General features: G+C 62.8%; 12 protein-coding genes. 7 read left to right on the top strand and 5 right to left on the bottom strand.

The features are described from left to right. Positions 1-177: 177 nt before the first annotated feature. Positions 178-1,560, bottom strand: coding sequence for a cysteine--tRNA ligase (gene cysS / locus PMI38_RS10700; RefSeq protein WP_008093696.1), 1,383 nt, complete (start codon positions 1,558-1,560; stop codon positions 178-180). A 9-nt stretch (positions 1,561-1,569) separates the two neighbouring features. Beyond that, positions 1,570-3,273: a glutamine--tRNA ligase/YqeY domain fusion protein gene (locus PMI38_RS10695; protein ID WP_008093694.1), complete on the bottom strand. Its 1,704-nt coding sequence runs from the start codon at positions 3,271-3,273 to the stop codon at positions 1,570-1,572. 236 nt (positions 3,274-3,509) lie between these two features. Between PMI38_RS10695 and PMI38_RS10690 the strand changes: the two genes are divergently transcribed. Both PMI38_RS10690 and PMI38_RS10685 read left to right on the top strand, forming a co-directional pair. Further along, positions 3,510-4,010: a peptidylprolyl isomerase gene (locus PMI38_RS10690; RefSeq protein ID WP_008093692.1), complete on the top strand. Its 501-nt coding sequence runs from the start codon at positions 3,510-3,512 to the stop codon at positions 4,008-4,010. Further along, positions 4,007-4,729, top strand: a complete 723-nt coding sequence (locus PMI38_RS10685) for a UDP-2,3-diacylglucosamine diphosphatase (RefSeq protein WP_008093690.1) — start codon at positions 4,007-4,009, stop codon at positions 4,727-4,729. Before PMI38_RS10690 ends, PMI38_RS10685 begins: the two co-directional genes overlap by 4 nt. 132 nt (positions 4,730-4,861) lie before the next feature. Here the strand turns inward: PMI38_RS10685 and pvdQ are convergent, their stop codons facing one another. Then, the gene (gene pvdQ, locus PMI38_RS10680; protein ID WP_043273402.1) at positions 4,862-7,180 is read right to left on the bottom strand and encodes a bifunctional acylase PvdQ; all 2,319 of its coding nucleotides are present in this window, start codon (positions 7,178-7,180) and stop codon (positions 4,862-4,864) included. 197 nt (positions 7,181-7,377) lie between these two features. Between pvdQ and PMI38_RS10675 the strand changes: the two genes are divergently transcribed. Continuing rightward, a complete protein-coding gene (locus PMI38_RS10675) occupies positions 7,378-7,752 on the top strand; it encodes a hypothetical protein (protein ID WP_008093687.1) in 375 nt (124 codons plus the stop codon). Between the two features lie 36 nt (positions 7,753-7,788). Here PMI38_RS10675 and PMI38_RS10670 read toward each other — a convergent pair whose 3' ends face one another. After that, positions 7,789-7,977 (bottom strand): hypothetical protein, encoded by a 189-nt coding sequence (locus tag PMI38_RS10670; RefSeq protein ID WP_008093684.1) that lies wholly within the window; start codon positions 7,975-7,977, stop codon positions 7,789-7,791. A gap of 151 nt (positions 7,978-8,128) precedes the next feature. On the opposite strand from PMI38_RS10670, the gene PMI38_RS10665 reads away from it, so the two are divergent. From PMI38_RS10665 to PMI38_RS10650, 4 genes are all read left to right on the top strand, one after another. Beyond that, the gene (locus PMI38_RS10665) at positions 8,129-8,587 is read left to right on the top strand and encodes a hypothetical protein (RefSeq protein WP_008093682.1); all 459 of its coding nucleotides are present in this window, start codon (positions 8,129-8,131) and stop codon (positions 8,585-8,587) included. A gap of 281 nt (positions 8,588-8,868) precedes the next feature. Beyond that, positions 8,869-9,249 carry a Mor transcription activator family protein gene (locus PMI38_RS10660; protein WP_008093680.1) on the top strand — a complete coding sequence of 127 codons (381 nt, stop codon included), beginning with the start codon at positions 8,869-8,871 and terminating at the stop codon, positions 9,247-9,249. Positions 9,250-9,311: 62 nt separating this feature from the next. After that, positions 9,312-9,974, top strand: coding sequence for a DUF2589 domain-containing protein (locus PMI38_RS10655; RefSeq protein WP_008093679.1), 663 nt, complete (start codon positions 9,312-9,314; stop codon positions 9,972-9,974). Positions 9,975-10,066: 92 nt separating this feature from the next. Further along, entirely contained in the window at positions 10,067-10,600 is a 534-nt protein-coding gene (locus PMI38_RS10650) for a DUF2589 domain-containing protein (protein WP_081502526.1), read from the top strand. 9 nt (positions 10,601-10,609) lie between these two features. Here PMI38_RS10650 and PMI38_RS10645 read toward each other — a convergent pair. Further along, positions 10,610-12,745: translocation/assembly module TamB domain-containing protein (locus PMI38_RS10645; RefSeq protein WP_008093677.1), on the bottom strand; the 2,136-nt coding region annotated here is incomplete at its 5' end.

Raw genomic sequence — 12,745 nt, 5'->3', positions numbered from 1 at the left:
GCGAAACAGGCAGCGCGGAGCATGGCACCGGCTTCGCCGGTGTTCGCGGGACAAGCCCGCTCCCACAGGAATCGCGCCAGCTTTTAGAAATTGAGCAAGACAGTTGCTCCCACCAAGAGAGCAGTCACCCCGCCCTGTCTGTGGGAGCCGGCTTGCCGGCGATTGGGCCTACATCGTTTAGTCAGCCAGACGCCAGGTGGTGCCGCCCTTGCCGTCTTCCAGCACCACGCCCATGGCGGTCAGCTGGTCGCGGATACGGTCGGATTCCGCCCAGTTCTTGTCCGTACGCGCCTGCAGGCGCGCCTGGATCAAGGCTTCGACTTCAGCGGCGTCGACTTTGCCCTCCGCCCCTGCGCGCAGGAAGTCATCGGCTTCCAGCTGCAGTACACCCAGCACATCACCCAGCTCACGCAGGCGACCTGCCAGGCCGGCAGCGGCGTCGAGGTCGCTGTCACGCAGGCGGTTGATTTCGCGCACCAGGTCGAACAGCACGGCGCAGGCTTCCGGGGTACCGAAGTCATCGTTCATCGCCACGCTGAAGCGCTCGACGAATTCTTCACCGCCCTTGGCCGGAACACGCGGCAGGCCACGCAGGGCGTGGTAGAAGCGCTCCAGGGCACCCTTGGCGTCGCGCAGGCTGTCTTCGGAGTAGTTGATGGCACTGCGGTAGTGGCTGGCCACCAGCAGGTAGCGCACCACCTCCGGGTGGTACTTCTCGAGCACGTCACGGATGGTGAAGAAGTTGTTCAACGACTTGGACATCTTCTCGCCATTGATACGGATCATGCCGCAGTGCATCCAGGCGTTGGCGTACTGCTTGCCCGTAGCGGCCTCGCTCTGGGCGATCTCGTTCTCGTGGTGCGGAAACTCCAGGTCGCTGCCGCCACCGTGGATGTCGAAGCTCTCGCCCAGGCAGCAGGTGGACATCACCGAGCACTCGATGTGCCAGCCCGGACGGCCCGGGCCCCAGGGCGAATCCCAGTACGGCTCGCCCGGCTTGACGCCTTTCCACAGGACGAAGTCGAGCGGGTCCTGCTTGGCCTCGTCCACTTCGATGCGGGCACCGATGCGCAGGTCTTCGATCTTCTTGCGCGACAGCTTGCCGTAGCCGACGAACTTGCCGACCCGGTAGTACACGTCGCCATTGCCCGGCGCGTAGGCATAACCCTTGTCGATCAGGGTCTGGATCATCGCGTGCATGCCGGCGATATGGTCGGTGGCACGCGGCTCCTGGTCCGGCTTGAGGATGTTCAGGCGGCGCTCGTCTTCGTGCATCGCGTCGATCATGCGGGCGGTCAGCGCATCGAACGATTCGCCGTTCTCGTTGGCCCGGTTGATGATCTTGTCGTCGATGTCGGTGATGTTGCGCACGTAGGTCAGCTCATAGCCGCTCTTGCGCAGCCAGCGGGTGACCAGGTCGAAGGCCACCATGCTGCGGCCGTGGCCAAGGTGGCAGTAGTCGTACACGGTCATGCCGCACACGTACATGCGCACCTTGTTGCCATCGAGCGGCTTGAAGGCTTCCTTGGTCTTGCTCAGCGTGTTGTAGATGTTAAGCACGGCGGTTCCTCAGCTGCCCCAGGAGTCACGCAGGGTGACGGTGCGGTTGAACACCGGGCGGCCCGGCTGGCTGTCCTTGAGGTCGGCGCAGAAGTAGCCTTCGCGCTCGAACTGGAAGCGGTCTTCAGGCTGCGCCTGGCCCAGCGACGGCTCGGCGCGGCAACCGGTCAGCACTTGCAGCGAATCCGGGTTGATGTTGTCCAGGAAGCTGCCGCCCTCCTCGGCCTTTTCCGGGTTCGGCGAGCGGAACAGGCGGTCATACAGGCGCACTTCGCACTCGACGCTGCCTTCGGCCGGCACCCAGTGGATCACGCCCTTGACCTTGCGGCCTTCGGGGTTCTTGCCCAGGGTGTCCGGGTCGTAGGAGCAGCGCAGCTCGACGATGTTGCCGGCTTCATCCTTGATCGCCTCGTCGGCGCGGATCACGTAGCTGCCGCGCAGACGCACTTCACCGGCCGGCTCCAGGCGCTTGTAGCCCTTCGGCGGCTCTTCCATGAAGTCGTCGCGGTCGATGTACAGCTCGCGCGCGAACGGCAGCACGCGCACGCCCATGTCTTCCTTGGGGTGGCGTGGCAGTTCGAGCTGCTCGACCTTGCCTTCCTCGTAGTTGGTGATGACCACCTTCAGCGGGCGCAGCACGCACATGGCGCGTGGCGCGGCGCGGTCGAGGTCGTCACGGATGCTGAACTCGAGCATCGACATGTCGACCACGCCGTCGGAACGGTTGGTGCCGATCATTTCGCAGAAGTTGCGGATCGAGGCCGGGGTGTAGCCGCGGCGACGGAAGCCCGACAGGGTCGACATGCGCGGGTCGTCCCAGGCGCTGACGTGCTTTTCGTCGACCAGCTGCTTGAGCTTGCGCTTGGAGGTGATGGTGTAGTTCAGGTTCAGGCGGCTGAACTCGTACTGGCGCGGGTGCGCCGGCACTGGCAGGTTGTCGAGGAACCAGTCGTACAGCGGACGGTGGCCTTCGAACTCGAGGGTGCAGATCGAGTGGGTGATGCCTTCGATGGCATCGGACTGACCGTGGGTGAAGTCGTAGTTCGGGTAGATGCACCACTTGTCACCGGTCTGGTGGTGGTGGGCATGGCGAATGCGGTAAAGGATCGGGTCGCGCAGGTTCATGTTCGGCGAAGCCATGTCGATCTTCGCGCGCAGCACGCGCTCGCCGTCCTTGAACTCGCCGGCCTTCATGCGCGCGAACAGGTCGAGGTTTTCCTCGACGCTGCGCTCGCGGAACGGGCTGTTCTTGCCGGGTTCGGTCAGGCTGCCACGGTATTGCTTGGCTTGATCAGGGGTCAGGTCGCAGACATAGGCCTTGCCACGCTTGATCAGTTCGACGGCCCAGTCGTGCAACTGGTCGAAGTAGTCCGAGGCATAACGCACGTCGCCGGCCCAATCGAAGCCCAGCCATTTGACGTCGCTCTGGATGGCGTCGATGTATTCCTGGTCTTCCTTGGCCGGGTTGGTGTCGTCGAAGCGCAGGTGGCAGACGCCGCCAAATTCCTTGGCCAGGCCGAAGTTGACGCAGATCGACTTGGCGTGGCCGATGTGCAGGTAGCCGTTGGGCTCCGGCGGGAAGCGAGTGACGATGCTGCTGTGCTTGCCCGAGTCCAGGTCGGCCTGGATGATCGGCCGCAGGAAGTTCGCAGGGACAGCGGGGGCGCCTTTGGCAGCGGCGTTGGGCGCGTTGTCGGCAGTGGGCTTGCTCATAGGATCCTTGAATGCACGTGTCCGGCCTGGGTAGGCCGATTGAATCAAAGGGCCTATCATAGCCGAAGCAGCCAAGCTGCTGACAGCCAAGCACCGACAAACTGGTGCGTTTTATTGCAACCCGTGCAAAATGGCCTACGCGCCCCATGTGTCGCGCTCGCCCGATCTTGCGTCAGGTGATAAACCCGCGCACTGCGCCCCCTAATTCCGATTGCCTTGAAAGAGCGAATTTCAGCATGTCCAAAGTCAAACTGAGCACCAACCACGGCGATATCGTCCTGCAACTGAACGCCGAAAAAGCTCCGCTAACTGTTGCGAACTTCGTTCAATACGTTAAAGAAGGCCACTTCGACAACACCGTCTTCCACCGTGTCATCAAGGGCTTCATGATTCAGGGCGGCGGCTTCGAGCCAGGCATGAGCCAGAAGAAAACCCGCGCCAGCATCCAGAACGAAGCCGACAACGGCCTGAAGAACACCAAGTACAGCATCGCCATGGCCCGTACCATGGAGCCGCACTCTGCCTCGGCCCAGTTCTTCATCAACGCCTCCGACAACGACTTCCTCAACCACAGCGGCAAGAACGTGCAGGGCTGGGGCTACGCGGTGTTCGGCGAAGTGACCGAAGGCCGTGAAATCGTCGACGCTATCGAGAAGGTCGCCACCGGTTCCAAAGCTGGCCACCAGGACGTACCGAAAGACGACGTGATCATCGAGAAAGCCGAGATCATTGAGTGATACTGCTGATCTCCGATCTGCACCTGCAAGAAGAACGCCCGGACATCACCCGGGCGTTTCTTGATCTGCTCGACGGCCGCGCACGCCATGCCAAGGCGCTGTACATCCTTGGCGACTTTTTTGAGGCCTGGATCGGCGACGACGCCATGACGCCCTTTCAGCAGTCGATTTGCCAGGCCCTGCGCCGGCTGAGCGACAGCGGCACGGCGATCTACCTGATGCACGGCAACCGTGACTTCCTGATTGGTCAGGATTTCTGCACGGCGGCGGGCTGCACCCTGCTTGCCGACCCCAGTGTAATCGCGCTGGGCGGCGAGCAAGTGCTGCTGATGCATGGCGATACCCTGTGTACCCGCGATGTCGGCTACATGAAGATGCGCCGCTACTTGCGCAACCCCCTGACCCTGTGGATCCTGCGCCATCTGCCACTGTCCACGCGGCACAAGCTGGCGCGCAAGCTGCGCAGCGAAAGCCGCGCGCAGGTGCAGATGAAGGCCAACGAAATCGTCGACGTCACGCCCGAGGAAGTTCCCAAGGTAATGGCGGCGCACGGTGTGCGCACGTTGGTGCATGGCCATACCCACCGCCCGGCGATACACAAGCTGGTGGTCGACGGTGAGCCGGCACGGCGCATCGTGCTGGGGGACTGGGACCGCCGGGGCTGGACCCTGCAGGTGGATGCCCAGGGCTTTCAGCTGGAGCCGTTCGAGTTTTCCTGAAGGTGATGGTTTTGCCGTACCGGCCTCATCACCGGCAAGCCGGCTCCCACAGGGACTCCCACTGTTCTCCAGGTCAGTGGAGTACCTGTGGGAGCCGGCTTGCCGGCGATGAGGCCAGTACAGGTATATCGCTTAAGGCTGGCTCGCCACCGCCCCCTTGTCCCGCTCGCTGATCACATACTGCCGGTACTCAGGATCAGCTTTTATCTGCGCTTCAGTGAACGGCATCGGCGCCAGCTGCTTGGCGGAGAACGCCTTGGTCTGGTCGCTTGCATGTGCCGACCCCGCCTCGCTGGACTGCGAGAACGCCAGCAAGCCACGCGCCTGTGGGCCTTCATCGGTGAAGCTGACCAGCTGCAGGTAGCTGGTGCCACTCACCACCAGACGCTTGCCCGGCCCATGCGGCACGCTGAAGATCGCGTTGTACACTCCCAACCCCTGCGGACCGCCCGGCACCGGCGTGCCATCGGCCGCCTGCTGGATCTGCCCCCACTGGCTGCCCTGCTCCACACCGGACTTCGCTACCTGTTGCATCGAAGCCAGTGCTGCTTCGTGGAGCAGCCTGCCGACGGCTGCCTGCTCCACCGCCAGGCCGCGTGGTGTGTACTGCGGGTCTGCCGGGTCGAAGCCGACCCGCCAGCTTTGCGGTTGCTTGGCCAGCGCCTCGACGATATTGCCGAAATGCACCAGGCCAATGCCGCTGTTCAGGTCAGCCTTGCCATTCCAGGCGGCAAGGCTTGCGCACAGCGCTTGCACATCCGCCTCGGCGCCTTTGCACCACTGCAGCAGGTCCGGCAGCACCAGGCTTGCCAGGTAGACTTCGTCATCGAGCACCATTCGCTGCAGGTCATCGACACCAATCCTGGCGTTGCCCTGCAGGCGTTGCAGGGCAAAGCGCCCGCGCATGCCCAGGGGCTGGTCGTTGCGGCTGATCAATGGGGAGTAACCAGTCAACGGCTGGGCAGGGTTGGCCATCCAGGCGGGGTCGTTGGAGTTCTGCACGAAGTCACTGCGCTCCAGCTGCGGCAGCAGGTGTGCAGGGAAGATGCCCGGCTGCGCGGCCTGCGCATCGACCTTCCACTGACAAGCGCTGCGCGACCCGTCCAGCACCACCAAGGGCCCTTGCGCGTCAGGGTTGCTGCATTGGCTCAACAGTTGCTGATCGACATACGGCACCACCGACTGGTTGAGGTACAGCGCCCGGCCACCCGCATCCACGGCCAGGGTGTTGACCCACGGAATGCCTTGCAACTGCTCGATCGAGCCCTTCAAGGCATCGAGGCCGTCGGCCCGGTTGATGCGGTACCACTGCTGCAGCACGCGGGTGTTGTCCAGGTTGGCGTCGCGCAAGCTGTAGGCGGCCTGGGTATCCCAGTCCAGGCGCCCGGGCCACTGCACCACCGGCCCGAACTTCGAGCTGTAGACCTGGCGCTGCACCTGGCTCAAGGTACCGTCAGCGGCCTTTACGGTGACACTGACCGCCTGCTGGGTCATTGGCAACGACTGGCCATCGAGCAGGTAACGGGTCGGATCCTTCGGGTCCAGTTGCAGACGGTAGAGGGTGAAATGCTTGGAGGTGTCGACGGTGTGGGTCCAGGCCAGGTGCCGGTTGAAACCGATGTTGATCATCGGCAAGCCAGGCAATGCAGCACCCATCACATCCAGCTGGCCGGGGATGGTCAGCTGCATCTGGTAGAAGCGCATCCCGCCCATCCACGGAAAGTGCGGGTTGGCCAGCAGCAGGCCCCGGCCATTGGCCGAACGTTGGGCGCCTACTGCAACGGCGTTGCTGCCCCGCTCCGAAGCAAAGCGCTGCTGTTGGGCCAGCGCTGCGCCGAAACCAGGCGCTACCTGCTGGCTGGCCAACTGCGGTGGCTGCGCGGCGGCCAAGGCCTCGGCGAACTGGCCGACACCGCCCTCGGACAGCAAGCGACGGGTCAATTTCACCAGGTCCAGGCTGGTGATCGGCCGCAGCCATTCGCCCGTCCCGCATTCGGCAGGTAACCCCTGGCTGCGACGCTCGCCCAGGGCCCGATTGAAGCCGCTGGCGTAACCTTCCAGCAGGTCACGCACCGCCGCTGGCTGGGCCTGGAGGAAAGCGTTCACTGCAGTGGGTGTATTGAGCCAGGTGAAGAACAGGTCGCTGGCAAGGTTGTCACGCTGCTCGAAGGTTTTGCCCTGGGCACCGAAATAGCGCGAACGCTCACCATTGACCGTCAACACTTCGTTGGCCAACAGGCAGAGGTTGTCCTGGGCATAGGCATAGCCGATGCCGTAACCCAGGCCGCGCTCGTCCTTGGCCAGGATATGCGGCACCCCGAAACTGGTGCGGCGGATCTGTGCGCTGGCATCGGCGCTGGTTTCCCGCGCCTGCGCGGCAAAACTGGAGATGACCAAGGCAGCCGCCAGGCCTGCACAGGTCAAGGGACGCGAAATTGACAACACGGGCATTCCTCGGATTCAGGGGGTCATTTCCGATCAGACGAATGGCTGGATGAAAATTTTACGCGCAGTGGGCAGGACGATCGTCTTTATGGAAATCGGTCATGCATCTTTTTTTTCGCAAAGGCTGCAGATTTGCCGATCTCATTCGTCCTAGTAAGTGAGGCACCCACATTTCGGGACAGTCCATGAAAAGGAGCATTCACATGTACAACCCGCAACCCTCGATGCTCACCGAGCGCGCACCGGCCAAGGCGACCCAAGGCAAGGAGGCCTGCGGGGAGGAGCGAGTCGGCAACGAGCAGATTCGCGAATTGCTGCGTGCCTATGGCCTGCGTACCAGCCTGATCCGCCTGAAAGTCATCGATGCCCTGCACAATGCCGGCCGCTCGGGCCGCAGCATTGGCGTGCGTGGGGTGCACGCACAGCTGGAGCTTTTGGACATCCCGCTGTCGTTCCTGAGCGTGCGCGAGGTACTCAAACGCCTTTGCGCAGAAGGCGTGATAAGCCTTGGCAGCGACAAGTGCTACAGCCTGGACCCTCAGGCGCGCGCCATGCTGGAGCAGCCCTGCACGCGCTGAGGCCACGGCCGGCCAGCGCTTGCCGGCCGGCACAGGTCAAGGCTTGACCTTGCGCCGCATGATCCCGTTGATCACGACCACGACCACGGCAATGGCGATGGCCAGCATCTGGAAGGTCTGTTCGCTGATCGTGCCCTCTTTCTGCAGATGGGATAGGCCCAGCATGAGGCCCAGCACCACCAGGATGATCAGGAGTGAATATTTGAGGCGCTGCACGTGTGTCATTGAAAGGTCCTTGCAACATCAGAGTCAAAATGGCTCGCAACGAGCGGCCGCAATGATACAACGCCCTTGCCCACCGGCGCTGCATTTCCTGCTTAGCGTGGCACAGCCGAGCTGAAAGCATTGGTTTTCCCGAACCCATGCTGGAGCCATCATGCTCAAACAGGCCCTGTTCACTCTACTGCTGCTCCCTGCCCTGCCCACCCACGCCCTGGACACCGAACAGGTTACGCCCGAGCAACTGCTCCAGCTGGGTAACCAACTGGCGGCCAGCGCTGGCACCAGCCAATGGCAGCAGCTGTGGCAGCGAACCCGTACCGCTGGCCACCTGCAAGCGCAGGCGCAGCGGCCGCACTTCACCCTCGAGCATATTCAGTTGCCGGCGTTGGCCGAGCAGACCTTGGCCCAGGCCGATCAGGTCAAAGCCCTGGGCAACAGCGTTGCGCGCTATCGACGTCAATTTCCTGGCCAGGTCATCGGCATGCTCGATCAACACAGGTTCAATGCCCTTTGCCTGGAAATCGACTGGCGCACGCTGCCGCAAGGCATGGTCGACCATCCGCAGGCCTACCTCGGTAGCGCACGTCTGCTGAGCAGTTACCCCTGCGACTAACTAGAGGTTCAGGCACCCATCTGGCTGGAGGAAAGGTCACCTCACGAGAGCTCAAGGCTTCCAGAGCATCGTTGAAGAGATGTCCTACATACGAAGAACTTACTGCCTTCAACACCCGCCCACCAAGGCTACAACCGCCTGACCACTTGGCGCCTAGCGACAGCCTTCACCGGTCACTGAGAATCGATCCACGCCAACGACACTTCACCGCTGGCGACCACCGACCCGCCATTACGGATCTTCGAAGCAATCGCGCCCCATCCACCGCGAGGAAGCCTCACATGGAATTTCCAGATCTCTCCGCCATCGACACCAGCCAACTGCCGCATTCGCTGCAGGCACTGATCGAATGCATTGGTATCGAAAATGCCTATCAGCTGACCTGCGCCTACGGCGGCAGGCCCAAGTACATTCCCAAGCATCGAGAGCGCAGCAAGCTTGCCGAGCTGTTGCCGGGCGATGCGCTGGACGCGCTGATCAAACGTTTTGCCGGGGTGGCCCTGGAAATCCCCAAGCCAGATCATTTCCTGCGCCAGCTACGCAACCTGCAAATCCAGAAAGAAAGTGCCGATGGCTTGTCACGCAGCCTGCTGGCCGACAAGTACGGCCTGAGCCTGCGTCAAATCGGCAATATCCGTCGCCAGGAGCCTTGCGCTCGCTGAGCGCCCGTCCGTGACCGTAGACAGTCACATCTGAAACAACCCCTATAAAGAGAAAGCCAATAATGTCCATAGACAGCAGTCTCATCGGCTCCGTTATCAATGCCTTGCCCATGGATCGGATGATCGCCGGGCCACTTCAAGCCATGGTCCAGGCCCAGGTGGCCGCCAGCAAGTCTTATGCAGACTTCCTCATGCAGGTCTGCATACAGGACGGCAAAGCGGTCGCTCTCCAGTTCGACTACGACGAAACCATCGTCGACGAACAGGGCGTATACCAGGGCATCGCCAGCAAAAGCATGAAGGTGCCGCTGGTAGCGGCCATCACCCACCCGAACATCACCATCGAAGAAGGCAATGTCGAGTTCGAACTGACCATCAGCCAGATGGCGGAGGATTTGAGCGAGTCCAGCAAAAGTGGCGATCTTGCTGCTTCGCTGGGTTGGGGACCATTCAAGCTGGATGTCAAAGGCAGCATCAGCCATAAAGCCACGCAAACCCGCAAGACCGACACGCGTGCCCGCTACGCCTTCAACACCACCGTGCGCCGGCAGAACCCACCCGAAGCGATGATGCGCGTTATCGACTTCCTCACCGATGCCGCAGTCAAACCGACCGTATTGAAAGGCGCGACCCTCGCCAACCAGGAGGCCATCTCGAAGGACGACACCCTGAAAATTGCTCCGGAAAGTGGCGACAAACCAGACGCTACGCCTGACCAGCCGTAAAAATACGTTCAATTGCCCTACTACACTCCGCTGGTGACAGCGGGGTGCCGCCTGAGCGAGGAGCCATTTGATTGGAAAAGCCAGCCGTCCCAATGACCGCCATCGACCTTCGCGATATCACCCGCGGCCTGCAAGAAGCGGCCGCCGCCGCCAACAGCCTGATCGCCCAGCAATACATCAACCTGTTCGACCAGTTTTTCGATTGCGACAGCCAAGCCCTCGGTACCCCCATGAAAGCCAGGATGGTCGAAGTGGCCATGGATGATCAGCACATGATGCGCGTGCCCTTGTTCGCTCTGGTATCACCCAAGGGTCTTGCGCTGGAACGCATGCAGGTCGACCTTTCGGTGCGGGTCAATGGTACGCAGGCGCTCCAGCAGCTGCAGGCCGAGAGTGAAAGCGCCAGCGCTGCAAGCTTCAAAGTCACCATCGGCGCGTACGGCCGCCAGGGCGAGGGGCGCGATCCCGACGAAGTTCAGATCCGCATGCAGTTCCACGCCACCGAGCCGCCCGAGGCGCTCAACCGGCTCATCGAGGAGTACACCAAGTTGATCACGCCCACGCGCATCCCCTCTCCACCCCCTGCCGATACCAACGAATTCATCGAGGCCGCCACACGTCGCTGACCGCGGCCATCAGAAGTCCCGCTTGTAGAAGATATCCAGCGAGCTTGCCACGCCGCTGGCCGCTTCCAGGTAGACCTTCTTGCTCAATTTGTAGCGCAGGGCGATGGTATTGGCCGGCTCGAACACCCCTACCCCATAACGCAGGCTCAGTTTCTCGGTCAGGTTGCCGCTGGCCACCACGCTGGTGGTGGTTCCGGAGCCTTCGGTGTCCAGCTGGAAATCGTCGATTCCCAGGCTCGACGCCAGGTTGCCGGTAATACCGGCACTGCCAGCCAGACCCAGGCCAAGGGCCGCCTCGGCCAGCATGTTGTTATCCTCACCCGAAGTGCCCAGCGGGCGGCCCAGTACCAGATAGGACAGGGCCTGCTCCTGGCTCATGGCGGGCTCCGAGAACACCTTGGTGGTGGGTTGCTCGGCGCTGCCACTGAGGCGAATGCCGGCGATCACATCATCGACTTGGCGAATGGCTTCGATATCCAGGTACGGCTGGTCGATGGGACCGGCGAACAACAAGCGGGCGCGGCGAATGGTCAGGCGTTGGCCGTAAGCCCGGTAGCGACCATCGGCCAGGCTCAGCTCCCCACGGGTGTCCATGTTGTCGCCGATGTGCACGTGGCCAAGCAGGTTGGCGGTCAGGCCGAAGCCCTTGAAGGACAGGTTGTCTCGCCCCACCTCGACATCGACGTCCATGGCCATGGCCATCGGCGGCTTGCCCTCCTCGGTCTGGTGGCCGACGATGACCGTGTCGTCCGACACCTTGACGGTGGACGGCGGCAGCTCGCGCACGGTGATCTTGCCCTTGGGCACCTGCACCTTGCCCGTCACTGCCATTTTGTCGTCGATCAGCCGCAGGGTGAGATCCGGGGCCACTTCGAGCGTTGCGTAGGGTTCTACGGTAACCGGCAACTGCTGGCCCTGCAGACGCAGGTCCATGCCCAGGGCCTGACCCCACGTCAGTTGGCCGTTCAACTGGCCGCGCCCTGCGTCACCGCTGCGCCAACCGCCATTGAGATGCACCTGCTCGCCTGCAATCAAGGCCTTCAGCGACAGGTACTGCAGGCTGACCGGCAGTTCCGCACCACTGACTTCGCCACCGCTGAGCATCAGGCTGCCGTTGACCTGAGGCGCCAGCAGCGTGCCGGACAAGCTGCCACTGCCGTTCAACTGCCCGGCCAGGCGCTCTACCATCGGCACGAATGGCCGGGCGATCGACAGGTCCAGACCAGCCAGGCGGAAATCACCCGACAGCGGCTTGTCCTTGCCCAGCGGGTCGAGTCGGGTGTTCAGGCTGAGCTCGCCCAGACGCTCGCCACGGAACGCCAGGCGGGTATCGACACGGCGCGGCGCCAGGCTACTGTCGACGCGCAGCGTCTGGTAAGGGAAATCGATCCAGCGCCCTTTGTCACGCACCCGCAGGGTGCCGCCACTGGCATCGATACTCACCATGCCTTTCGGGCCACTGGCTGGAATGTCCAGGTTGACGTCGGCATTGAGCAGGCCCTGCCAGGCAAAGTCCTTCGGCAACCACTGTGCAAGGCTTTGCAACGGGAATTGCTTGAGGTGATAACGCAGCCGCGGTTCCGGCGCCAGGCGCTGATCCTCGCCACACAGGCTGGCCTGCCCGGAGCGCCAGCAGTGCGCGCCGAAGTCCAGTTGGCCACTGGCCAGCCGCTGCAGACGTGCCGGGGCTTGCAGTTGCCAATCCTGGCCACCGGCCTGGATCCTGCCACTGGCCAGGCGCCCGCGCCAATCACCCTTGTTCAGTTGGCCGTCCAGGCCCAGGTCGAGCTTCAGCTGCGGGCCATCGAGGGCCAGGGTCAGGGCCTGCTGGCGGATGTCGCCCTTGCCATTGGCGTGCAGGGTGCCCAGCACGGTATCACCCAGGCGGATGCCGTTGGCCTTGAGGTCGATCAGGCCGCGCTGGGCGCTGTCCAGGCGAGCATCAAGGTCCAGACGTTGAATACGGTTTTCCGCCTGTGCCAGTTGCTGGCCCAGCAAGGTCAAGTTGCCCTGGGGGGCATCGAGCGTACCGCCCACATCCAACCGGCCTTTCACCTGCCCTTGCAGCCGGGGCCACAGCTGCCCCAGGCGCGGCAGATCGAGGTCGACACGCCCGGCCAGCCGCTGCTGCAGGCTGCCGCTGCC

Source organism: Pseudomonas sp. GM84 (assembly GCF_000282535.1).
Classification (GTDB): domain Bacteria; phylum Pseudomonadota; class Gammaproteobacteria; order Pseudomonadales; family Pseudomonadaceae; genus Aquipseudomonas.
This window is presented reverse-complemented; position numbering and strand designations above follow the sequence as displayed.